At 69.6% G+C, this 22,399-nt stretch carries 18 protein-coding genes; 13 read left to right on the plus strand and 5 right to left on the minus strand.

All coding sequences use genetic code 11. The annotated features are described in order from the left end of the window. Positions 1 to 81: 81 nt before the first annotated feature. The 9 genes from KBO27_RS00820 (at position 82) to KBO27_RS00855 (ending at position 11,384) form a co-directional block, all read left to right on the plus strand. Complete coding sequence (locus KBO27_RS00820) at positions 82 to 1,926, plus strand: NHL domain-containing thioredoxin family protein (protein WP_307870178.1); 1,845 nt, start codon at positions 82 to 84, stop codon at positions 1,924 to 1,926. Between the two features lie 205 nt (positions 1,927 to 2,131). After that, on the plus strand, positions 2,132 to 2,452 hold the full coding sequence (locus tag KBO27_RS00825) for a GroES family chaperonin (RefSeq protein ID WP_132672051.1): 321 nt from the start codon (positions 2,132 to 2,134) through the stop codon (positions 2,450 to 2,452). Between the two features lie 88 nt (positions 2,453 to 2,540). Next, positions 2,541 to 4,622, plus strand: a complete 2,082-nt coding sequence (locus KBO27_RS00830; protein WP_210968098.1) for a VanW family protein — start codon at positions 2,541 to 2,543, stop codon at positions 4,620 to 4,622. 535 nt (positions 4,623 to 5,157) lie between these two features. Then, the gene (locus tag KBO27_RS00835) at positions 5,158 to 5,973 is read left to right on the plus strand and encodes a transporter substrate-binding domain-containing protein (RefSeq protein ID WP_503454119.1); all 816 of its coding nucleotides are present in this window, start codon (positions 5,158 to 5,160) and stop codon (positions 5,971 to 5,973) included. Between the two features lie 144 nt (positions 5,974 to 6,117). Then, complete coding sequence (locus KBO27_RS00840; RefSeq protein ID WP_210968594.1) at positions 6,118 to 6,915, plus strand: amino acid ABC transporter permease; 798 nt, start codon at positions 6,118 to 6,120, stop codon at positions 6,913 to 6,915. Next, the gene (locus KBO27_RS00845; protein ID WP_307870179.1) at positions 6,912 to 7,664 is read left to right on the plus strand and encodes an amino acid ABC transporter ATP-binding protein; all 753 of its coding nucleotides are present in this window, start codon (positions 6,912 to 6,914) and stop codon (positions 7,662 to 7,664) included. Before KBO27_RS00840 ends, KBO27_RS00845 begins: the two co-directional genes overlap by 4 nt. Positions 7,665 to 8,062: 398 nt before the next feature. Next, positions 8,063 to 8,911, plus strand: a complete 849-nt coding sequence (locus tag KBO27_RS33350) for a hypothetical protein (protein ID WP_246536085.1) — start codon at positions 8,063 to 8,065, stop codon at positions 8,909 to 8,911. Further along, positions 8,908 to 10,338, plus strand: a complete 1,431-nt coding sequence (locus KBO27_RS33355; RefSeq protein ID WP_246536086.1) for a bactofilin family protein — start codon at positions 8,908 to 8,910, stop codon at positions 10,336 to 10,338. Before KBO27_RS33350 ends, KBO27_RS33355 begins: the two co-directional genes overlap by 4 nt. Before the next feature lie 167 nt (positions 10,339 to 10,505). After that, positions 10,506 to 11,384 (plus strand): SGNH/GDSL hydrolase family protein, encoded by an 879-nt coding sequence (locus tag KBO27_RS00855; protein ID WP_307870180.1) that lies wholly within the window; start codon positions 10,506 to 10,508, stop codon positions 11,382 to 11,384. Positions 11,385 to 11,406: 22 nt separating this feature from the next. Here the strand turns inward: KBO27_RS00855 and KBO27_RS00860 are convergent, their stop codons facing one another. Further along, positions 11,407 to 12,621 (minus strand): ROK family transcriptional regulator, encoded by a 1,215-nt coding sequence (locus KBO27_RS00860; protein ID WP_210968099.1) that lies wholly within the window; start codon positions 12,619 to 12,621, stop codon positions 11,407 to 11,409. Between the two features lie 121 nt (positions 12,622 to 12,742). Here KBO27_RS00860 and KBO27_RS00865 point away from each other — a divergent pair, with 121 nt between their 5' ends. Genes KBO27_RS00865 through KBO27_RS00875 form a run of 3 tightly spaced genes read left to right on the plus strand, consistent with a single transcriptional unit; the run spans position 12,743 to position 15,794 of the window. Continuing rightward, positions 12,743 to 14,077 (plus strand): extracellular solute-binding protein, encoded by a 1,335-nt coding sequence (locus KBO27_RS00865; protein WP_210968100.1) that lies wholly within the window; start codon positions 12,743 to 12,745, stop codon positions 14,075 to 14,077. Continuing rightward, the gene (locus KBO27_RS00870; protein WP_307870181.1) at positions 14,023 to 14,955 is read left to right on the plus strand and encodes a carbohydrate ABC transporter permease; all 933 of its coding nucleotides are present in this window, start codon (positions 14,023 to 14,025) and stop codon (positions 14,953 to 14,955) included. The genes KBO27_RS00865 and KBO27_RS00870 overlap by 55 nt, the downstream gene beginning before the upstream one ends. Next, a complete protein-coding gene (locus tag KBO27_RS00875) occupies positions 14,955 to 15,794 on the plus strand; it encodes a carbohydrate ABC transporter permease (RefSeq protein ID WP_210968101.1) in 840 nt (279 codons plus the stop codon). The genes KBO27_RS00870 and KBO27_RS00875 overlap by 1 nt, the downstream gene beginning before the upstream one ends. 51 nt (positions 15,795 to 15,845) lie before the next feature. On the opposite strand, the gene KBO27_RS00880 is transcribed toward KBO27_RS00875, so the two are convergent. From KBO27_RS00880 to KBO27_RS00890, 3 genes are all read right to left on the minus strand, one after another. Next, positions 15,846 to 15,983: a hypothetical protein gene (locus KBO27_RS00880; protein ID WP_210968102.1), complete on the minus strand. Its 138-nt coding sequence runs from the start codon at positions 15,981 to 15,983 to the stop codon at positions 15,846 to 15,848. 223 nt (positions 15,984 to 16,206) lie between these two features. After that, positions 16,207 to 18,024: a phosphoenolpyruvate carboxykinase (GTP) gene (locus tag KBO27_RS00885; protein WP_210968103.1), complete on the minus strand. Its 1,818-nt coding sequence runs from the start codon at positions 18,022 to 18,024 to the stop codon at positions 16,207 to 16,209. A gap of 434 nt (positions 18,025 to 18,458) precedes the next feature. Continuing rightward, complete coding sequence (locus KBO27_RS00890) at positions 18,459 to 19,295, minus strand: DUF6802 family protein (RefSeq protein ID WP_210968104.1); 837 nt, start codon at positions 19,293 to 19,295, stop codon at positions 18,459 to 18,461. Positions 19,296 to 19,575: 280 nt separating this feature from the next. On the opposite strand from KBO27_RS00890, the gene KBO27_RS00895 reads away from it, so the two are divergent. Then, a complete protein-coding gene (locus KBO27_RS00895) occupies positions 19,576 to 20,391 on the plus strand; it encodes a S1 family peptidase (RefSeq protein WP_210968105.1) in 816 nt (271 codons plus the stop codon). A 127-nt stretch (positions 20,392 to 20,518) separates the two neighbouring features. Here the strand turns inward: KBO27_RS00895 and KBO27_RS00900 are convergent, their stop codons facing one another. Continuing rightward, positions 20,519 to 22,372 (minus strand): dynamin family protein, encoded by a 1,854-nt coding sequence (locus tag KBO27_RS00900; protein WP_210968106.1) that lies wholly within the window; start codon positions 22,370 to 22,372, stop codon positions 20,519 to 20,521. Between the last annotated feature and the right edge of the window lie 27 nt (positions 22,373 to 22,399).

Below are 22,399 nucleotides of genomic sequence, written 5' to 3' on the forward strand. Positions count from 1 at the left end.
GCCCGCGATCAGCAGTGAGGCGCAACTCAACAACCCCTGCCCCTGGGAACAGTCGCCGCGGAGGTGTTGTTGACTCCGGTTGTGACTGAGCAGCAGAAACGTCGGGGTCGGGTTCGCGCCGCCGAGCTGGTGGGGCGGCAGTGGTTGAACACCGGGGGCAAGGAGCTCCAGCTCCAGGACTTCCGGGGCAAGGTCGTCGTCCTGGACTTCTGGACCTTCTGCTGCATCAACTGCCTGCACGTGATCGACGAGCTCCGCCCGCTCGAAGCCGAGTTCGCCGACGAGGTCGTGACCGTCGGCGTGCACTCGCCGAAGTTCGAGCACGAGGCCGATCCGGACGCCCTGATCGCCGCGGTCGAGCGCTACGCCGTGCACCACCCGGTGCTCGACGACCCCGAGCTGACCACCTGGCAGAACTACGCCGTGAAGGCCTGGCCGACGCTGGTCGTCATCGACCCCGAGGGCTACGTCGTGCACGTCGCCGCAGGTGAGGGCCACGTCGAGGCGCTGCGCAGCGTGATCACCGAGGTCGTCGCCGAGCACGAGGCCAAGGGCACCCTGCACCGCGGCGACGGCCCCTACGTGCCACCGCCCGCTCCGGAGACGACGCTGCGGTTCCCCGGCAAGGTCATCGCGCTGAACAGCGGGAACCTGCTGGTGTCGGACTCGGCGAACCACTCGCTGGTGGAGTTCGAGCCCGACGGCGAGACCGTGGTGCGCCGCATCGGCACCGGTGAGCGCGGACGCGCCGACGGCGTGCGGCCGACGTTCGCCGAGCCCGCCGGGCTCGCGGCGCTGCCCGAGGACGTGGCGGCGGCGGTCGGCTACGACGTGGTCGTCGCCGACACCGTGAACCACCTGCTGCGCGGCCTGCGGCTCTCCGACGGCACCGTGACGACCCTGGCCGGTACCGGCGAGCAGTGGCGGGACGGGTCCGACAGCGGCCCGGCGCTGGAGACACCGCTGACCAGCCCGTGGGACGTCGCCTGGTGGGAGCCCGCCGGCGGCGTGGTGATCGCGATGGCCGGCAACCACACGCTCGGCCTGTTCGACCCGAGCACCGGCGAGGTCCGCCGGTTCGCGGGCACCACCGTCGAAGGACTGCGCGATGGTGCCGCTGACCAGGCGTTCTTCGCTCAGACCTCCGGTCTCGCCGACGGCGGCGACCGGCTGTGGATGGCCGACTCGGAGACCTCCGCGCTGCGCTGGGTGGAGGCCGACGGCGACGGCTTCGCGATCCGCACCGCCGTGGGGACCGGCCTGTTCGACTTCGGCCACGCCGACGGTCCGGCGGGCGAGGCGCTGCTCCAGCACCCGCTGGGCGTTGCCGTGCTGCCGGACGGTTCGGTCGCGGTCTGCGACACCTACAACGGCGCGATCCGCCGCTACGAGCCCGCCACCGACGAGGTGTCGACGCTGGCCACCGAGGTCTCCGAGCCCTCCGGCGCGGCCGTCGTCGACGGCGAGCTGGTCGTGGTCGCCTCCGCCGCCCACCGGCTGGAGCGGCCCGTTCCGCCCGGCCTGGCCGCGAAGCTGATCAGCGGCGCGTCGCAGCAGGTCAAGCGGCCCGCGACCGAGATCGCCTCGGGAGAGGTGGAGCTCGCGGTGGTGTTCACGCCGCCGCCGGGCACCAAGCTCGACGAGCGCTACGGGCCCTCCACCCGCCTGGAGATCACCTCCACGCCGGAGGACCTGCTGGTCGAGGGCGCGGGCGTGGGCACCGACCTGACCCGTCGCCTCGTGCTGGCCGACGGGATCGAGCAGGGCGTCCTGCACGTCGTCGCCCAGGCCGCCAGCTGCGACGACGACGATGAGGTCGAGCACCCCGCCTGCCGGCTGACCAGGCAGGACTGGGGCGTGCCGATCACGATCTCGGCCGGCGGCCCGGACCGGCTGCCGCTGGTGATGGGCGGTCTCGACGCCTGATCGGCGCTGCCGAGGCGAATCGAGACCGATCTGGTATTCGAGCTCGAAACCCCAGGTCATGGGGATGTGGACGGGGTCGCTCCCGGTTGGGGGCGGCCCCGTCGTCGCGCGCTGCCCAGGAAAATCGAGAATTGCGTGGTCAAGGGCGTGTTGTGAGGGCCCCCTGGTCCCCGGGTCACCCGGTGGTGGCAAGTAAACTTTTCGGGTGACCGATGCCAAGCTCGAAATCCAGATGCTGCACGACAGGGTCATGGTGCGCATCGCCGCTGAATCCGGGGAACGCCGCAGCAGCGGCGGCATCGTGATTCCGGCGACCGCGCAGATGGCCAAGCGGCTGATCTGGGGAGAGGTCTTCGGCGTGGGAAGTCACGTGCGGACCGTCAAGGTCGGCGACCAGGTCCTGTTCAACCCCGACGAGCAGTTCGAGGTCGAGGTCCAAGGGCAGGCGTACCTGGTCATGCGGGAGCGGGATCTGCACGCCGTGGCCACGGAACAGACCGAGCAGGGCACGGGCCTGTACCTGTAGTCGGCGCCCCGAGCCGGGACCCCGGCGAGCGCGGGCGAGCGAGCACTTCCACGCCCCCACCGCACGACCGACAGGAGAAGGGGAAGCGGTGCCGGAAAACCACGACAACCGCCCTGGTGCGGACCCGTCCACCGAACGGCTGCGCACCGACTCGGACCAGCAGAACGCGTCCGACAACGAGACCACGCAGGTCTGGCCCGTCCAGGACCCCCAGGCCCAGGGCGGATCACCCGCGCCGGAGTCGGACAGCGAGCGCACCCAGCAGATCGCCGCGCTACCCGCGGACTTCAGCGGCTTCCCCATCGGCGCCACGCAGACCATCGCTGCCGTGGGCTCCGATCAGCCCACCGCCTACCACGGTGCCGAGCAGGCCAATCCCGGTGCGACGCAGATGTTCGGCGGTCAGCAGGGCGGTGTCGGGGGCAGCCAGCTGGGCTGGAACACCTCCGACGAACCCACGCCCGCCGACGAGAAGCGGCAGAAGCTGCTCAAGGGCGGCCTGATCGCCAGTGCCGCCGCCGCTGCCCTGGTGCTGCTCTACGTCGGCGACCTGCTGTTCACCAGCGGATCGCTGCCGCGCGGCACCGTCGTCGCCGGTGTCGACGTCGGCACCCTCGACCCGGCCGCCGCCGAGAGCAAGCTCCGCGACGAGCTCGAACCCGGCCTGAGCAAGCCCGTGCGGCTGCAGGTCGGTGACCGCGGCGCCACCGTCAAGCCCGACGAGGTCGGGCTGCAGATGGACTGGGCCGAGACCGTCAAGAAGGCCGACGACCAGCCGCTGAACCCCTTCACCCGGATCGGCTCGCTGTTCAGCACCCACGACGTGACCCCGGTCAGCAGCAGCGACCGCGAGCAGCTGGTGGCCGCGCTGCAGGAGGTCAGCCCGCAGCTGGGCCTGGAGCCCACGGACGGCAACATCCGCTTCGAGGGCACCACGCCGATCCCGGTGAACCCGGTGCCCGGCCAGAATCTCGACATCCAGCACGCCGCCGACGCGGTGCAGGCCAAGTGGGCCGAGGGCCGGCCGATTTCGCTGCCGGTCACCCAGCTCCCGGTGAGCACCACCCGCGAGGGCGTGCAGAAGGCGCTGCACGAGATCGCCGAGCCCGCCGTGGCCTCCCCGGTGACCGTGCGCGGCCAGGGCAAGAACGCGACGCTGGCGCCGGAGGCGATCGCCGAGGCGCTGCGCTTCACCCCCGACGGGCACGGCGGTCTGAAGGCGAGCCTCGACGGTCCCGTGCTGGTGGGCGCCATCGAACCGCAGCTGCGCGACACCATGAAGCCCGGCAAGAACGCCGAGATCAAGCTGGAGAACGGCGCTCCGGTCGTGCACCCGTCGGAGGACGGCGTCGGCGTCGACTGGGAGAAGAGCCTGACTCCGCTGCTCGACACCCTGCGCAAGCCGCAGCAGCGCGCGATCCAGGCGGTCTACGTGCCGGCTCCGGCGCAGTTCACCACCGACCAGGCCAACCAGCTCGGCATCCGCGAGGTCGTCGGCGAGTTCCAGACCGGCGGTTTCGAGCCGGCTTCCGGCGTGAACATCCGCCGGGTCGCCGAGCAGGTCAACGGCGCGGTGCTGCGCCCGGGCGAGACGTTCAGCCTCAACGGCTACACGGGACCGCGCGGTGTTCCGCAGGGCTACGTGGAGTCGGGGATCATCGAGGACGGCCACCCGGGCAAGGCCGTCGGCGGCGGCATCTCGCAGTTCGCGACGACGCTGTACAACGCCTCGTACTTCGCGGGCATGAAGGACGTCGAGCACAAGGCGCACAGCTACTACATCAGCCGCTACCCGGCCGGTCGCGAGGCCACGGTGTTCCAGAGCCCGAACGGCAAGAGCATCATCGACGTGAAGTTCAAGAACGTCGCCAAGAGCGGCATCATGATCACCACGGAGTGGACTCCGTCGTCGATCAAGGTGAAGCTGTGGGGCACCAAGCAGTTCGACGTGCAGTCGTCGACGGGCCCGCGCACCGAACCGACGCCGCCGACCGAGAAGCCCGGTCCGACGACCGGTCCGTGCAGCCCGAGCAAGGGCGCGCCCGGCTTCACCGTCGTCGACACCCGCACCATCCGGGATATCACGACCGGCGAGGTTCGCACGGAGAACCAGAAGGTCAAGTACAACCCGCAGCCGATCATCCACTGCCCGCCGCCACCGCCGCGCTGATCAGTGACGACGAGGGCCCCTCCCGCTCCGGGAGGGGCCCTTTCGTCGTCGAGGCGCCATGTCGACATGCGGGTCGTGGGCACTTGTCGACATGGCGGCAACGGCGTGGTCCGAACCCGTCCATGATCAACGTCCTCTTCGTCCGGACGGTTCGGACCAGAACCGCTCGCGGGACCGGGACGGCTCGCTCCGGGTGAGCGCTCGCGCGGGTGGCGGGATGTCGACATATCGGTCTGCAACGCTCCGCTTCGGCCACTGTGCGTGGCGGTCGCTTGGGTTCGGAGCGTGGTGGTGGACACAGATCCGCGGGGTTCGGGCTGGTGGGGAGGCTGTGGTTCTGGTGCGAAAGCGGCGCGAGCGCCGAAAATCCTTTCGCTCGGCCGGTCCTGGTGAGGCAGGTTTGCCGCGCCGTGGCCGATGGGTGGATCGCGGATTTCGACGAACTTGATGGATTCGCAACACGAGGTATTGGGTTTACGTCCGATCGAGTGGCACCATTCGAGCACCCGCGTTCTCACCTACTAGGAGTTACATCGTGGCGCGTCGCAGAACCCTCCGTGCGCTGGCAATGCTGCCCGCGCTGACCCTGGCTGTGGCAGTGACAGGTTGTGTCGAATCCACGACGAGCGGCGGTGCCCAAGGCGGCGAACTGAGCCTCATCGCTCCCGATTCGCTGACCACCTGCACCCACCTCCCCTACGAGCCGTTCCAGTTCCCCGGCGAAGGCGGCAAGATCGTCGGCTTCGACGTTGAGCTGGTCGACCTGGTCGCGCGCGACCTCGGTGTGCAGCAGAAGATCGTCGACGCGCCCTTCGACGAGGGCATCCAGTCGGGTGAGTCGCTCAACAGCGGCCAGTGCGACGTGGCCGCCGCCGCGATGACCATCACCGACTCCCGCAAGCAGAACCTCGACTTCTCCGACCCGTACTTCGACGCGGAGCAAGCCCTGATGATCAAGAAGGGCGCGGGCGTCACCGACCTGTCCCAGCTGCGCGGCAAGAAGCTGGGCGTGCAGGTCGGCACCACCGGCAAGGACTACGCCGAGGCGCACAAGGCCGAGTTCGGTTACGAGGTCGTGGACTTCGACGACCTGGCCCTGCAGCAGACCGCCGTGAAGACGGGCGCGGTCGACGCCGCGATCAACGACAACGGCGTGCTCTACAACTTCGCCAAGAACAACCCCGACACCGAGGTCACCAAGGAGTTCGTGACCGGCGACAAGTACGGCATCGGTGTCCGCAAGGGCAACACCGCGCTGCTGACCAAGGTCAACGAGTCCCTGGCCAAGGCCAAGCAGTCCGGTGAGTACGACCGCATCTACGAGAAGTGGTTCGGCAAGAAGCCGGAGTGACCCGCTGATACGTGGCACCTCGGGGCCGGCGTCGAACACGCCGGCCCCGAGCGGTGCAGCGGGGCCGCGAACACCGTCGCGGTAGCCCGCCGGACACATGGAGAGAAGTCGATGACAACCGAGATCGAGCGGCCCAAGGCAGGCATGGGCCGACGACAGCGGGCGCGGCTCAACCTCGGAATCCAGTACGCGGTGCTGGTCGTGGTTCTCGCCCTGGTGATCTTCATCGCGGACTGGGGTTCGATCGGCCGGGCGTTCTTCAACGTCGAGGTCGCCAAGGCGCAGTTCCCCGACGTGATCACCACCGCGCTGCTCAACACCCTCATCTACACCGCGGTGGGCTTCGCGTTCGGCCTCGTCCTGGCGATCGTGCTGGCGCTGATGAAGATGTCGCCGGTCGCCCCCTACCGGTGGATCGCCACCGGCTACATCGAGCTGTTCCGCGGACTTCCCGCGCTGCTGGTGTTCATCGCGTTCGGCTACGGCATGCCGATCGCCTTCGGGCTGAAGTTCAACAACCTCTCGACCGTGATGCTCAGCCTCGGCCTGGTCGGCGCCGCCTACATGGCCGAGACCATCCGGGCGGGCATCCAGGCGGTGCCGAAGGGACAGGTCGAGGCGGCCCGCTCGCTGGGCATGTCCTCGAGCCGCACGATGGTGACCGTGGTGCTGCCGCAGGCCTTCCGGATCATCCTCCCGCCGCTGACCAACGAGCTGATCCTGCTGACCAAGGACTCCTCGCTGATCTACCTGCTGGGTCTGTCGGTCGGCCAGTACGAGCTCGCCAAGTTCGGGCGCGGCGCGCTGAACCAGTACCAGTCGCTGACGCCGATCCTGATCGCCGGTCTGTGCTATCTGATCATCACGATTCCGCTGTCGCGCGTCTCCGACCTGCTGGAGCGCAAGTTCGGCGGCGTCCGGACCAAGGGGGCCACCAAGTGAGCGACGTGATGATCGAGCTCTCCGGGCTGAGCAAGTCCTTCGGCTCGCTGGAAGTGCTGCGCGACATCGACCTGCAGGTCGAGCGCGGCGAGGTCGTGTGCGTCATCGGACCGTCCGGGTCCGGCAAGTCGACCCTGCTGCGCTGCGTGAACCTGCTGGAAGAGCCGTCGGCGGGCAAGGTTTCGGTCGACGGCGCCGAGCTGACCGACCCGGACACCGACCTCGACGGCTCCCGGCGCCACGTCGGCATGGTCTTCCAGCAGTTCAACCTCTTCTCCCACCTGTCGGTGCTGGAGAACCTGACGGTGGCGCAGCGCAAGGTGCTGGGCCGCTCCAAGGAGGAGGCGGAGAAGGTCGCCGAGGAGAACCTGGCCAAGGTCGGGCTCTCCGAGAAGGCCGGCTCGATGCCCGCGCAGCTCTCCGGCGGTCAGCAGCAGCGGGTCGCGATCGCGCGGGCGCTGTCGATGAACCCGCACGTGATGCTCTTCGACGAGCCGACCTCGGCGCTGGACCCGGAGCTGGTCGGCGACGTGCTCGGCGTGATGCGGCAACTCGCCGACGAGGGCATGACGATGCTGGTGGTGACCCACGAGATGCAGTTCGCCCGCGAGGTCGCCGACCGCGTCCTGTTCATGGACGGCGGCGGCATCGTCGAGCAGGGCCCGCCGGCCGAGGTCATCGGCAATCCGAAGGAAGAGCGCACCCGCACCTTCCTAGCCCGAGTCCTGGATCCTATTCACACGGATTAGGTTTCCGTGGTCGTTTTGCGTGGCGGTGCGGGTGGGGGGACCTGAGCGGCTCCGTGGTCTCCGCGCGCCACTCCTTGAGTATGTGAATACGCGGCGTCGCGGCGTGCTCGCCACGAAGCCGCTGGAGAACCCCCGGCGGTGCGAGCTGCTCAGGTGGGGCAAGGAGAAAGCGGCTTGGCCGCTTGCCTGACGTGGGATGGTTTTGAAGTTGATCTGAGTTGAGGTGCGGGGCGGCCTCGGCGTGTTGGTTTGCGACACGCCGGGGCCGTTTCACGTGGAACGGGAGGTCAAGTACGCCATCCCGGTGTTTTCCGGCGCGGGGCGAAACCTCTTGTCGTGGTCAGACGTCCTAATAGGTAGATGATCGACGACGCGTCACGCGGTTTCGGGGGCTACGGGTGCCTAGCGGCAAGGTGAGGGAGAACGGCAACGGTCCGCTGACCGCGGCCGAGCGACGAGTGGACGAACTGCTGCGGCAGGGCAGACCGGAGACGCCGGAAGGCGAACCGCTCGACGTGCTGGCCGAGGAGTTCGAGGCGGACAAGGAGATCCGCGGCGAGTTCCTCACGCGGCGGCTGATCGACTCGCCGGACGAGGCGAGCTGGCGGCCCTTCACCCGGAGAGCCCGGCAACAACCGGTGATCCTCATCGAGGACGCGGTGATCAGCGGCTGCCTGGACCTGCGCGCCGCCGAACTGCCCTACCTGCTGGAGTTCGTCCGCTGCCGGTTCCTCGAAGCGCCCGACGTCCGGCAGGCCTCGTTGGCCGGGCTGGTGCTGCGGAACTGCCTGCTGCCGGGGATGCGGGCGCGGAACCTGCGCACCACCAGCGACACCCACCTGCTGCACTGCACGAGCCGCGACGGCGTCATCGACCTCGCCGACGCCGAGCTCGGCGGCTCGCTGCTGCTCAACGGCAGCGACCTGAACAACCCCGGCCGGCGCGCCATCTACGCCGACCGGCTGACGGTGGCCGGGGCGATGCTGGCGATGGGGATCACCGTCGCGGGCGAGATCCGCATCCCCGGTGCCAAGATCGGCGGCAACCTCACGCTGGCCGGTGCCACGCTGCGGAACCGGGGCCGGTTGGCGCTCAACGCCAACGGCATCCAGCTCGGCGGTTCGCTGCGCTGCGACGCCGACCCGAACACCGGCAAGTCCTTCACCGTGGCCGGGCTGGTGTTCATCCCGAGCGCGAACATCGCCGGTGACCTGCGGATGCGCGACGCCGTGCTGGAACCCGGATGAGTCCTCCGAGGCGCGGCGAGTCGCCCTACGACGACCCGACCAGCACGCTCATCGCCGATCGCAGCCACGTGCACGGCGACGTCGAGATGGACGAGAACTTCCGCAGCGGCGGGACGATTCGCATGGTCAGCGCCCGCATAGAAGGCGACCTGCGGTTGTCCGGCGCGCAGATCGACCTGACCTGGGCGCAGTCCGCCCGGGCCGCGGTCGACCGCTCGCTGCGCGCCCTGCACATCGACGGCACCGAGATCCGCGGCAACCTCGCGGCGGGCCGGGTCAACGTCTGGGGCGAGTGGCGGATGACCGACGTCCAGGTGCACGGCAGCTTCCAGCTCAACCGGGCTCGGCTGACCGGCGCGCGCACCGACGTGCTGCAGGCGAGCCGGATGACCGTCGGCAGCAACTTCGACTGCCGGGAAGCCGACATCAGCGGGTCGATCCAGCTGCAGGGCGCGTCGATCGGCGCCAACCTCGACCTGCGGGCCAGCGAGCTCACCAAACCCGCCTGGCACCGCCACAAGCTCGCCTACAAGCCCTCGGTGGACCTGCGCGGAGCGCGGATCGCGCGGGACCTGGTGTGCGCTTCGGGCGTCCGGCCGTTCCTGGCCGAGGGCGAGGTGCAGCTGCGCCGGAGCGAGATCGGCAGGCAGGCCAACTTCTGGGGAGCCCGGCTCGGAGACGGGTTGAGCCGCAACGCCATCAACGGGTTCGGCCTGGTCGCCCAGGAGCTGACGCTCAGCGTCGAGGACCCGCCGAAGGGCCGGATCCTGCTGCGGCAGGCCCAGTGCGAGCTGCTCGCGGACAACGCGCGGCTGTGGGAGGCCAGCGGCGGGGTCGACGTCGAGGACTTCAGCTACGACAACTTCACCGACAGCGTCGAGCCCACCGACGTGGACAAGGTCAAGGAGCGGCTGGCCTGGCTGCGCGCCAACTCCGGCGACCGCTACCAGCCCGGTTCCTACGACCAGCTCGCGCACGTCTTCAGCGGCAACGGCAACGAGGAGCACGCGGTCACGGTGCTGATCGAGAAGCAGCGCCACCGCTACAAGGCGATCGCGGCCTCGACCCGGCCCGCGTTCCGCCCGCCGGTCCGGTTGTGGAGCCTGCTGCAACTGGCGACGGTCAGCTACGGCTACCGGCCGCTGCGCGCCCTGATCTGGCTGGTGCTGCTCACGGCCGCGGGCACCACGTGGTTCTCGGTGCACGGACCGCTGCAACCGGTCAACGACGAGGACCACCCGCACTGGAGTCCGCTGCTCTACACCGTCGACCAGCTGGTCCCGATCATCAACCTCGGCCACGACGTCATGTGGCGGACCCAGGGCCCGTCGCAGTGGATCACCGTCGCGCTCATCGCCGCGGGCTGGATCCTCGCCACCACGGTCGCGGCCGGCATCACCAGAGCCCTCCGCCGCGACATCCAGTGACCCCTCACCCGGCCGGGACGGGCGGATTCGAATTTCGCGCGAAATTCGAAAAGGCCCGCTCCTTCGGGGGATTCCTGCCCTCCGTGCGGGTGGAATCCGGTTTTCGCGGGCTGATCTCGTGCTCAGATCGAGGAGTTTGGTCGCCTTGATCGGTTCGGGAGGTCTTCGTGGTGGGGTTGCGGTTGCCGGTGCTCGCCGGTGTCGGCGTGATGGCGTTGCTGTCGGCGGGAGTTCCCGCCGCGGCGCAGGAGGACGCGTTCGAGTACGTGGCGATGGGGGATTCGGCGGCGGCCGGTCCGCTGGTTCCGGGTCCCGACCCGAACCTGCTGTGCTTCCGCTCGACGAGCAACTACCCGCAGGTCGCGGCGGCCCGGTTGGGCGCGCAGCTCAACGACGTCACGTGCTCCGGGGCGGAGACCGAGGACTTCTCCGGGCGTCAGCACCACGTGCTCCCGCCGCAGTACGACGCGCTGAGCGAGACCACCGACCTGGTCACGGTGACCATCGGCGGCAACGACATCTCCCTGGTCCAGGCGGCGGTGTCGTGCCTGAACGCGTTCCCGGAGCCGGTCGGCTCGTCCTGCGCGGACGGCTTCACCGCCAACGGCGACGAACTGGCCGAGCGCATCGACGCGTTCACCCCGGACTTCGAGGAGGCGCTGGAGGAGATCACCGACCGGGCGCCGAACGCGCGGGTCGTCGTGGTCGGCTACGGCACCTACCTGCCGCCGGGCGGCTGCTACCCGAAGCAGCCGATGTGGGCGCGCGACGCCGACTACATCCAGTCCACGGTGGACCGACTCAGCGCCCGGCTCGGTGAGCGCGCTCGCGCGCACGGCGCGACGTTCGTCGACCTCGGGCCGGTCAGCGAGGGCCACGACGTCTGCCAGGCGCCGCAGGACAAGTACTTCGAGGGCGTCGTGCCGACCTCGTGGGCCGCTCCCCTGCACCCCAACGCCAACGGCATGACGGCCTTCGGCAACGCCGTCGCCGACGCGGTGTCGGAAGCGTCGACGAACCGCGTGCGAGCGGCGCAGGCCAACTGAGCAGCTGGGTGAGAGCAGACCCTCAGGAGCCCAGCAGCGTGTTCAGGCGGGGCGAGTAGGCGTGGTCGAACACCAGTGACGCCGCGCCCACCGCTGCGGCGTCCTCGCCGATCAGCGCGTTCTCCACGCGCACCGGGCGCACCTGCGGTGCCCACACCTGCGCGGTGATCACCTTCGACACCCGGTTGCGGACGAGGTCGGAGACCTGCCGCAGCGCGGGTCCGCCGAGCACCACGCGGTCCACGTCGAGGACGCTGACCACCGAGGCGAGCGCCTGGCCGAGGCGGGTCGCGGTCTGCCGCAGCACCTTGCGGGCCGCGACCTCCCCGGCCACCGCGTCCCGGCACAGCTGGTCGTAGGCGGCGGCGACGGAGGTGGGCGCGGGCCGGCCGATGGCGGTCCGCCAGTCGGCGACGATGGAGCGCATCGAGCAGTACGCCTCCAGGCAGCCGCGCTTGCCGCAGTGGCACTCCCGCGATCCCCCGCTGTGCACGTGGCCGATCTCGCCGGCGTTGTTGCTGACCCCGCGGTGCACCTGGTCGCCGAGCACGACGCCGATGCCCACGCCGGTTCCCAGGTAGACGTAGACGAACGAGCCGGATCGCTGCGCGCAGCCGGCCCAGCGCTCGCCGATCGCGGCGGCGGTGGCGTCGTTGTCCATCACCACCGGCAGCCCGAACCGCTCCTCGACGAGGTCGGCGAGCGGAACTTCCGTCCAGCCGTCGAGGTTGGGCGGGTCGAGGACCTTGCGGTGCGCGGGATCCAGCGGTCCGGGCACGGCGAGCCCCGCGCCGAGCACGCGGTCGGGTTCGAGCCCGGAGCGGCGCACGAGCTGCTGCCCGATGCGGGTCAGGGCGGCGGCGACCGAGGCGGGCGTGGCGTCGGCGGGGAGCCTGCGGGTGGTGCGCAGCCGGACGCCGCCGGCGAGGTCGACGAGCACTCCGGTGATGCGCTCGGGGTCGAGGTGCAGGCCGACGGCGGAGTAGGCGTCGGGCACGACCTTGAGCAGGACGCGGCGCTTCCCTCCGGTGGAGGGGGCGTGGCCGTTCTCGGTGACGAGCCCGTCGTCCATCAGGGCCCGCACGATGTTGGACATGGTCTGCGCCGTCAGCCCCGTGCGCTGGGCGAGTTCCACGCGGCTGATCTCGCCGTGGCGGCGGATCGTGTCCAGCACGACCGCGCGGTTGAACCCACCGACTCGGGGCAGGTTGGTGCCTTGCCACGACGGATTGGTCATGCAGCGCTCCTCGTTGAGACCCGCAAGATCATTGACTTGTGCAAACGTTTGGACTTATGTTGCCCCCGAGTGTGATCCGGATCTCAGGTTAGTCGCAAGCGTCACAGGCCGGAGGAGCCAGATGCGCCGGAGAACCGCGTTAGCCGCCATCCTCACCGCTGCCCTGGGCCTTTCCGCCTGCGGCGGATCCGCCGAGGACCCGAACACGATCAGCGTCGCCTACCACCGGTACGGCAACACGCTGCAGGTCGACGCGCTGATGCAGCGCGTGAAGCAGCAGTACGAGCAGGCCAACCCCGGGAAGTTCGTCAAGCTCGACCCGGTGGTGGCACCGGAGAGCGAGTACCTGTCCAAGCTCCAGCTGCGGATGCGGTCGGAATCCACCGCGCCCGACGTGCTCTACGAGGACAGCTTCAACGTCAACTCCGACGTCGAGGCCGGATACCTGCTGGCCCTGGACGACCGGCTCGCCCGGTGGCCTGACTGGAACTCCAGCTACATCGGCACCACCAAGCAGGCGGGCAAGGCCGCCGACGGCCGGATCTACGGCGTTCCGCTCGACACCGACACGCGAGGGCTCTGGTACGACCGGAGGCTGTTCGCCGAGGTCGGGCTGCCGGAGGAGTGGAAACCGCGCACCTGGGACGACATCCTCGCCGCGGCGCGCCAGATCAAGCAGAAGCGTCCCGACGCGATCGGCATCGACATGCCGCTGGGCAAGGCCGAGGGCGAGTCGGTGAGCATGCAGACCGTCGAGATGCTGCTCTACGGCACCGAAACCGGCACCCTCTACGACGAGCAGCAGCGCAAGTGGGTGGTGCCCAGCAAGGGGTTCACCGACGCGATGGGCTTCATCTCCACCGCGGTCGGCGAGAACCTGACGCAGAGCAAGCCGCAGATCGCCGACGCCCAGTACGACAAGAACCAGCGCGACCAGCTGGCCCGCGAGGGCAAGGTCGGCATCCGGCTCGACGGCAGCTTCGCCTCCGGCAACTGGCAGGACTCCGGTTGGACGGACTGGACGAAGACCATGTCCGCGACACCCATGCCCACCCAGTTCGGTCAGGCGCCGGGAACCGTGACGCTCTCGGGCGGCTGGACGCTGGCGGTCAGCGCGGCCAGCGACAAGCCCGACGACTCCTTCGCGTTCATCACGCAGGCGTTGAGCGCGGACAACGTCGTGCAGTACTCGGCGGCCACCGGCAACCTCCCCGCGCGGGCCGATGCCGCGGCCGATCCCCGGGTGACCGAGGCCAACCCGCTCAACCGGTTCTGGATCGGCCTGCTGGCCAACACCCACTACCGGCCGGCGCTGCCGGAGTACCCGAAGGTGTCCGAGGAGATCCAGAAGTCCGTGCTCGACGTCGTCGCCGGGCGACCGCCCGCCGAGGTGTCCGACCAGTGGTCGCAGCAGGTCTCGCGGATCGTGGAACCGGCCAACACCCGGGCGGGCTGACGATGTCGGCGGTGCGGCGGTGGCTGGCGCCGATGGCCCCGGCCGTGCTGCTGCTCGGGCTGTTCGTGATCGGGCCGATCCTGTGGAGCGGCTACGTCTCGTTCACCGACGCGGCCCTGACCGGAGCGGCGGCCAGCGATCCGGAGTTCGTCGGGCTGGACAACTACCGGCGGATGTTCGCCGATCCGGCGCTGTGGCACGCGGTGTGGGTGACCGTGGTGTTCACCGTGGGATCGGCGGTGATCGGGCAGAACTGCCTGGGCATGTTCATCGCGCTGCTGACCCGGCACCGCAACCGCTGGCTGCGCAACGCCGTCGGCATCGCCGTCGTGTCCGCGTGGGTGCTGCCGGAGCTGGTCGCGGCGTTCGCGATCTACGCGTTCCTCAACTCCGAGGGCACCTTGAACAACCTGCTGGTCGCGGTGGGCCTGGAGGGCGTGGACTGGCTGTACCACGCGCCGGTGCTGGCGGTGGTGCTCGGAAACGTCTGGCGCGGCACGGCGTTCTCGATGCTGGTCTACCAGGCCGCGCTGGCCGAGGTGCCCAGCGATCTCACCGAGGCCGCCGAGGTCGACGGCGCCGGGATGCTGCGCCGGTTCTGGCACGTCACGCTGCCGGTGATCCGCCGGACGATCGCCACCAACCTGATGCTGATCACGTTGCAGACCATCGGCGTGTTCACGCTGATCTACGTGCTCACGGCGGGCGGGCCGAACGCGGCGACGCAGACGCTGCCGCTGCTGATGTACGACTCGGCGTTCGAGTTCGACGAGATCGGCTACGGCGCCACGATCTCCTTGGTCCTGCTGGCGATCGGCGGGCTGTTCGCCGTGCTCTACGCCGTCAGCCTCGGTGATCCGGACGAGGAGGGGGCGTGATGGCCGGAGTCACCGTCGCGAGGCGGCGATCGGTGTCGGTGGTGGTGCACCTGGTGCTGGCGGTGGTCGCGCTGGCGTTCCTCGCACCGCTGCTGTGGCTGCTCACCGCGTCCTTCGACGCCGAGGCGCCGCTGTCGGCGCGGGTGCCGAGCGCGTTCACCCTGGACAACTTCGCCCAGGTGCTCACCTGGGAGACCAGCATCCGTCCACTGTGGAACGGCTTGCTGATGTGCGGTGGCGCGGCGCTGGTCTCGGTGGTCTCGGCCGTGCTGTGCGCCTACCCGCTGTCGCGCTACCAGCTGCGGTTCCGGAGACCGTTCCTCTACCTCGTGCTGTTCGCCTCCGGGCTGCCGATGACCGCGGTGATGGTCCCGGTCTACAGCATGTTCGTGCAGGTGGAGCTGGTGGATTCGATGTTCGGGACGACGCTGTTCCTGGCGGCCACCTCGTTGCCGATCGCGATCTGGATGACGAAGAACTTCATGGACGGCGTCCCGATCAGCCTCGAGGAGGCCGCGTGGGTCGACGGCGCGTCGGCGATGCAGGCGCTGCGCTCGGTCGTGCTGCCGCTGATCGTCCCCGGCATGGGCGTGGTCGCGATCTTCACGTTCATCAACGCCTGGGGGAACTTCTTCGTCCCCTTCATCCTGCTGCTCGACCCGGCGAAGCAGCCCGCCTCGGTGGGAGTCTTCGCCTTCTTCGGTCAGGGCGGGCTCATCGCCTACGGGCAGCTCGCCGCCTACTCGATCCTCTACACGGCACCGGTCATCGCCCTCTACCTGGTCGTGTCCCGCTACCTCGGCGGAGCCTTCAACCTGGCCGGGGCCATCAAGAACTAGGCGGGAGACCGGGTCGCGTGCCGCCGTTCTCGCGCCACCCGGTCTCTCCGGTCATCGCTCGACGGACGCCGCTCGATCGCGGTCGTCGCTCTCGATCGGGACGGTCGCGCCGTCGCCCTCGAGCCGCAGCGAGACGTACACCGCTGCCGCGGCGATCAGGAACAGCACCAGAAATGCCAAGCCGGCCATGAGACACCCCCTCGTCCGATGGGCCGCTGCGCAATCGCAGATGTCCTCAAGACGCGCGCGAGGGGCGGTCGGTTGCTCGGCTGCCCACGACAACGCGAAAGCGGCGCCTCCCCTCGCGAGAGAGGAGGCGCCGCTTCGGGAACGCGCACGATGGACGTCCGCGTCAGGCGGGTGGGGTACCGGAGCTTCCCACGACGATCCGGTACCGCCGCCCGCCCAGGTCTCAGCCCAGGCGCTGCTTGAGGGCTTCGAACTCGTCGCGCATCGAGGTGGGCAGGTCGTCACCGATGGTGTCGAACCACTCCTGGATCAGCGGCAGCTCCGCCTTCCACTCGTCGACGTCGACGTTGAGCGCGGTCTCGATGTCCTCGGCCGGGGTGTCCAGGCCGGTGACGTCGATCTCGGAGGCGGAGGGCACGCGGCCGATCGGGGTGTCCACGGCGGCGGCGTTGCCCTCGATCCGCTCGACGATCCACTTGAGCACGCGCGAGTTCTCGCCGAAGCCCGGCCACACGATCTTCTTGCCGGACTCGTCGCGGCGGAACCAGTTGACGTAGTAGATCTTCGGCAGCTTGGAGGCGTCGGCGTCCTTGCCGGTGTTCACCCAGTGCTGCAGGTAGTCGCCGACGTTGTAGCCGATGAAGGGCAGCATCGCCATCGGGTCGCGACGCACGACGCCGACCTGGCCGGACGCGGCAGCCGTCGTCTCCGAGGACATGGTGGCGCCCATGAACACGCCGTGCTGCCAGTTGAACGACTCGTTGACCAGCGGAACCGTGGTCTTGCGGCGCCCGCCGAACAGGATCGCCGAGATCGGCACGCCCTGCGGGTCGTCCCACTCCGGCGCCAGGATCGGGCACTGCGACATCGGCGTGCAGTAGCGGGAGTTCGGGTGCGCGGCCTTGACGTCGCTGTCCGGGGTCCAGTCGTTGCCCTTCCAGTCGGTCAGGTGCGCGGGCGTCTCGCCGCCCATGCCCTCCCACCAGACGTCACCGTCGTCGGTCAGCGCGACGTTGGTGAACAGCGAGTTGCCCTTCTCGATGGTGCGCATCGCGTTCGGGTTGGTGTGCTCGTCGGTGCCCGGTGCGACGCCGAAGAAGCCGGCCTCGGGGTTGACCGCGTACAGGCGGCCGTCCTCGCCGAAGCGCATCCAGGCGATGTCGTCACCGAGGGTCTCGACCTTCCAGCCCGGGATGGTCGGCTGGAGCATCGCCAGGTTGGTCTTGCCGCACGAGGAGGGGAACGCGGCCGCGATGTAGTGGACCTTGTTCTCCGGGGAGATCAGCTTGAGGATCAGCATGTGCTCGGCGAGCCAGCCCTCGTCGCGCGCCATCGCCGAGGCGATGCGCAGCGAGTAGCACTTCTTGCCCAGCAGTGCGTTGCCGCCGTAGCCGGAGCCGTAGCTCCAGATCATCCGCTCCTCGGGGAAGTGGGTGATGTACTTGGTGTCGTTGCACGGCCACGGCACGTCTTCCTGGCCCGGCTCCAGCGGCGCGCCCACGGAGTGCAGGGCGGGTACGAACGGGGCGTCGGTGCCCAGGCGCTCCAGCACCTTCGCGCCCATCCGCGTCATGATGTGCATCGAGACCACGACGTACTCGGAGTCGGTGATCTCCACGCCCAGCTTCGGCTCTTCGGCGCCCAGCGGGCCCATGCAGAACGGGATGACGTACATCGTGCGACCACGCATGGAGCCCCGGTAGAGCTCGGTCATGGTGGCCTTCATCTTGGCCGGGTCCATCCAGTTGTTGGTGACCCCGGCGTCCTTCTCCTCGACCGAGCAGATGTAGGTCCGCTCCTCGACGCGCGCCACGTCGGACGGGTCGGACGCCGCGTAGAACGAGTTCGGCTTCTTGTCGAGACGTTTGAAGGTGCCGGCCTCCACGAGGCGGTCGGTCAGCCGCGTCCATTCGTCCTGCGAACCGTCACACCACACCACGCGATCGGGTGTGGTCAGCTCCGCGACCTCACGCACCCACGACAACAGGCGCTCGTGCTTGGTCGGGGCCTGGTCGAGACCGGGGATGGTCACTGCGGTCATCGCGACGTGTCTCCTGACTGGGCGCCACAGCCCGGATTGTTCGCCGACGGGCCCGCCCGCCGACGTTTGCAGGGAAAGCTTCGCCCGGCCCGGAGAGCCGGGCGAAGTGGAAAAGGGATGCAACGAGGCTAACGGGGATAACGGCGCGCAATGAAGATCGGGGTTGTCGGTTCTCTCACAGGAACGATAAGGGAATCGATTCAGTTCGCATTTCCTTCCGGGTGCTCCCGGAAATCTCATCGCCGGTCCTGCCAGGGGTGCCAGATTTTCCGGCGAAGCGGACACGAGTGCGAACGACCGGTGAACCGGGGATAGCCGCCGAATGGCGGTTGCCGGATGCAGAGCCCTGAGATGAAAAACCGCCCGATGGCCTGAGAATGAGGCCACGGGCGGGTGGTGGAATCACATTCCGTCGCGAATTGTGCGACGCCGCGTCACACCCAGGAGTCGTCCTTCGCGGGGCGCGACGGTTCGCCCTCGCAGGGCGCCGGAAGACCGGGGCCCGCGGCCGGGGCGGGGGCCGGGGGCTTCGGCTGGAGCTCGGGCTCGTCGAAGGTCCAGGTCGCGTCGTCGGTCGCGGAGGCGAACTCGTTCGGGGCGTACTGGCCGTTGTCGCCGATCTGGCCCTGCTCGACCACCGTCCACTCGCCGTCACCGGTGTGGTGCGAGATGGTCACGTCGCCGGTCTGGGTGATCTCGACGACCTGGTCGGCGGACCCGTCGCCGTCGACGTCGGTGACCAGCACGGTGTTGCCGTTCTCGGACTGCACGACCGCCGTGTCGGCGACGCCGTCGGAGTTGGTGTCCTCGGTCGCCGGCCCGACCTGCACGTCCCCCTGCGGGGTGTCCATGACCATCTGCTTGCCGTCGTCCGGACGTCCGTCACCGGCACCGCCCGGGTGCTGGTGCGGGGTTTCGGCGGTCCACTCGCCGGTGTCGGCGTGGAATCGCGCCTGGTCGCGGACCTGGCCCTCGTTGCTGATCGACTGCATCAGGTCCGCGTGGCCGTCGGCGTTCTCGTCGATGTAGGCGACGTAGCCGTCGTCGGTCATCACCGCGACCGTCTCGTCCAAGCCGTCGCCGTCGAGGTCGTAGTTGGCCTCGGCGGTGTACTCCTCGCCGTCGACGGTGACCTTGATGTCCCCGTCCCCAGCGCCGGTCTCCTCGATGTACACGTCGGCACCCTCCGCCGCCTTCACCTGCAAGCCGTTGGACGCAGCGTAGAGCCCCGGGGTTCCCTCCAGGAACCACCCATCGCTCAGGACCGCCATTTCGTCGCCGGCGAACCGGATTTCAGTGGAAGTCCGATCCCCGATTTCCACTGAAATCCGGTTCCCGAATTCAGTTGAAATCTGAAAGACCAGCCGGTCGTGCGACGTCAGAGGCGTGGGTGGGGTCAGCAGCGGGATTCCCGGGCCGTCTCGGGTGATCGGTGGAGGTCTTCGGAGCGGTGATCGGTGGGGGGCTTCGGGGTGAGTCGTGGGGGGCTTCGGGGTGCGTTGGGGGTGTGACCCCGATCCCGTGATCGGCGGGGGCGATCACGGTGGGTGCATGAGGAAATCGATGTGGTTGCCGGTGGTCGTGGCCGCCGGCCTGGTGCTGAGCGCGGGTCCGGCGGGCGCGATCGTCGGAGGTCAGGAGACGACGACGGATCGCCACCCGTGGGTGGTCAACGTGATCAACGAGAAGCCGCCGGTGCCGATCCCCTGGCGCAGCGGCTGCGGTGGAGCGCTGGTCGCGCCGGACAAGGTGATCACCGCCGCGCATTGCGTGGACGAGAACCCGAAGGAGGACTTCACCGTCGCCGCGGGGCGGACCGACCTGCGCACCCAGGACGGCCAGGAGCGGAAGGTCGCGAAGATCTGGATCCACCCGGACTTCCGCCACGAGGCGCCGCCGCCCGGCCAGCTGCCCGAGCAGGGCTCGGACGTGGCCGTGCTGACGCTGGAGAGCCCGCTGCCGGGTCCGACGATCCCCGTCGCCGACGAGCACGACGCGGACCGCTACCTCCCGGGCCGCGAAGCGGTGGTGCTCGGCTGGGGATCGCTCACCGCGCCGCCCGAGCAGGCGGTGGCGACGCCGTTGCTGCACGAGGCCCGGATGTGGATCACGCCTGATCAGCCGTGCCTGCGCGCCCACGAGGAGGACGAGCTGAACCCGATGACCTTCGACGCGGCGAAGCACGTCTGCACCCGAGACCCGTTCGACGGCTCCACCACGGGAGGCGGCGACAGCGGCGGCCCGCTGGTCGTCGACGGCGAACTGGTGGGCGTGGTGGTAGGCGGTTCCTCCAGCCTGGACGAGGACTACGCGAGCTTCACCGACCTCAGCGCCTTCCACGCAGACCTCGAAGACCCGCTCTCCTGACCACCGAACACCGCACGTCGTGCGCGGGTGGTGACGGAATACTCCCGCAATCCGTCGACGGAATACGGGAGTAATCAGGTGACGGAATACGGCCGTGTTCCGGGTCCTCAGGGGTGACCGGGGCGGGTCAGGACACCGTGTCGCGGAGGTTCCTGATGCCGGCGAGGAGGTGTTCGGCTCGCTCCCGGCCGGTGGTGGACTCGGTGAGGCGGCGGTCGACGGTCTGCAGGCGGCGGCTGCGCTCGGCCGCGTCCATCTTCAGGGCCTTGTCGACATCGCGGAGCTCGCCCTCGATCGCCTCGATCCGCCTGGTCAGCGCGTCGTCGAGGGCCAGCGAGAGCTGCTGCTCGGCTTCGATGAGCTGCTCGGCGACGAGCTGGTCGAGGGCCGACCGGGCGTCGGCGATGGCGTCGGTGAGCCACTGCTTGAGGTGCTGCTTGTCGGCGGCGTGCTTGCGGGTGCGGGCCATCCACCAGCCCGCGCCCAGCCCGAGCACGATCGTCACCGGCAGCACGACGGGGTTCAGCGCCGCGACCCCGAGCCCGGCCAGCGGCATCGCCGCCGCGCGGCCCACGCCCAGCCCGCCGGAGACGCCCATGAACACCAGCAGCTTGTCCTCGGCGGTGGGCGGTCGCTTGTCCGGCGGGCGCAGCGCGATCGGAGCCTGCACGCCCCGCGCGAACTGGGAGCGGATCACGTCCAGCTCCTCGGCGGAGAACAGGTCGTTGAGCGCCTGCTCGGCCACGGCCGCGAGCCTGGTCGAGAGCATCGTGGCGATGCGCGTGGAGGCCATCTGCAGCGCGATGTCGACTTGTCGAGGCAGGTCGTTGATGTCCTTGCGCCCGGCGTTGTCGATGGACCGGCGGAACCAGTTCTGCACGTCGCGCACCTGGCGGCTGACCTCGTGGCTGGTCTCCACGCGGGTGCGCTGGATCTCGCCGCGCAGCTTGACCTGCCAGCCCCGGGTCGACGAGCGGCGGGCGGTGCTCAGCTCGTCGCGGCGGGCGCGCAGCGACTCGGCCTCGTCCTCGCCGACGGTCAGCGCGCGCTTCTCGGCCTCCAGGGTCGCGGTCAGCTCGCCCAGCACGCTGGACAGGGCCCGCATCGTGTTGGCCTCGCCGAGCATCGCCGACCGGCCGGCGATGAGCCGTTCGAGCTCGTCGCGCAGTTCGACCACGCCGGACTTCTCGCGCAGCAGCGCCGCGTTGGCGGATTCGGGTGCTCGCGCGGCGCGCAGGTGCATGCGGGCCGAGACCGGGAAGATCGGCACCTCGGCGAACCGGGGCGCGTGCTCGGCCAGCAGCTTGCGGTCCTCGGCCAGCACCTGCCGCCAGCCGCGGTGCTGATCGGTCTTGGCCAGCGCGAACAGCACGGTTTCCACGCGTTCGCCGACCTGCTGCAGGAACTCCAGCTCACCGCGGGTGAACGGGGAGGAGGCGTCGACGACGAACAGCAGCGCGGTCGCCGACACGGCCGCCTCGCGGGCGAGCTCGCCGTGCAGCTCCTCCAGCCCGCCGACACCGGGAGTGTCGACCACGGTCAGCTCGGCCAGCGCGTCCAGGGGCGCGGTGACGCGCACGTAGCGCGGCGGCAGCTGCCCCTCGGGCAGCTCGCGGCCCGCGCTGGTCCAGTTCGGCAGCTCGTCGAGCTCGAAGGGCACGGGGTCCTGCTGCCCGGGGTAGCAGGCGTGGGCCGTCCACTGCTCGTCGTGCTCGAACTGCAGGTAGGTGGCGGTGGCGACGTCGGCGTCCACGGGCGAGAGCCCCGGATGCTCCATCAGGGCGTTGACCAGGGAGCTCTTGCCCCGGTTGGTCTCGCCGACGACCACCACGCTGGGCGTGGCCGGACGACTGCGGCGGACCTGCTCGACCCATTCCCACGCCGCGGGGTCGGCCTCGCGCAGGAACCCCAGGAGCTTGTCGCGGGTCTGCTTGACCTGCTGGGGAAGCGCAGCGGCGACCGCAACACCAGGTGCCGTCATGCGCGTCCTCTCCGTTCTCGCAGGTCG

The organism is Saccharopolyspora endophytica, assembly GCF_018070075.1.
GTDB lineage: Bacteria > Actinomycetota > Actinomycetes > Mycobacteriales > Pseudonocardiaceae > Saccharopolyspora > Saccharopolyspora endophytica.

Bases quoted from the DNA above. Each gene is read 5' to 3' on its own strand.
- KBO27_RS00875 (WP_210968101.1), top strand. From the start codon at position 14,955: ATGGCCGGAGTCACCGTCGCGAGGCGGCGATCGGTGTCGGTGGTGGTG.
- KBO27_RS00865 (WP_210968100.1), top strand. From the start codon at position 12,743: ATGCGCCGGAGAACCGCGTTAGCCGCCATCCTCACCGCTGCCCTGGGC.
- KBO27_RS00890 (WP_210968104.1), bottom strand. From the start codon at position 19,295: ATGGCGGTCCTGAGCGATGGGTGGTTCCTGGAGGGAACCCCGGGGCTC.
- KBO27_RS00840 (WP_210968594.1), top strand. From the start codon at position 6,118: ATGGGCCGACGACAGCGGGCGCGGCTCAACCTCGGAATCCAGTACGCG.
- KBO27_RS00895 (WP_210968105.1), top strand. From the start codon at position 19,576: ATGAGGAAATCGATGTGGTTGCCGGTGGTCGTGGCCGCCGGCCTGGTG.
- KBO27_RS00885 (WP_210968103.1), bottom strand. From the start codon at position 18,024: ATGACCGCAGTGACCATCCCCGGTCTCGACCAGGCCCCGACCAAGCAC.
- KBO27_RS00880 (WP_210968102.1), bottom strand. From the start codon at position 15,983: ATGGCCGGCTTGGCATTTCTGGTGCTGTTCCTGATCGCCGCGGCAGCG.
- KBO27_RS00860 (WP_210968099.1), bottom strand. From the start codon at position 12,621: ATGACCAATCCGTCGTGGCAAGGCACCAACCTGCCCCGAGTCGGTGGG.
- KBO27_RS33355 (WP_246536086.1), top strand. From the start codon at position 8,908: ATGAGTCCTCCGAGGCGCGGCGAGTCGCCCTACGACGACCCGACCAGC.
- KBO27_RS00900 (WP_210968106.1), bottom strand. From the start codon at position 22,372: ATGACGGCACCTGGTGTTGCGGTCGCCGCTGCGCTTCCCCAGCAGGTC.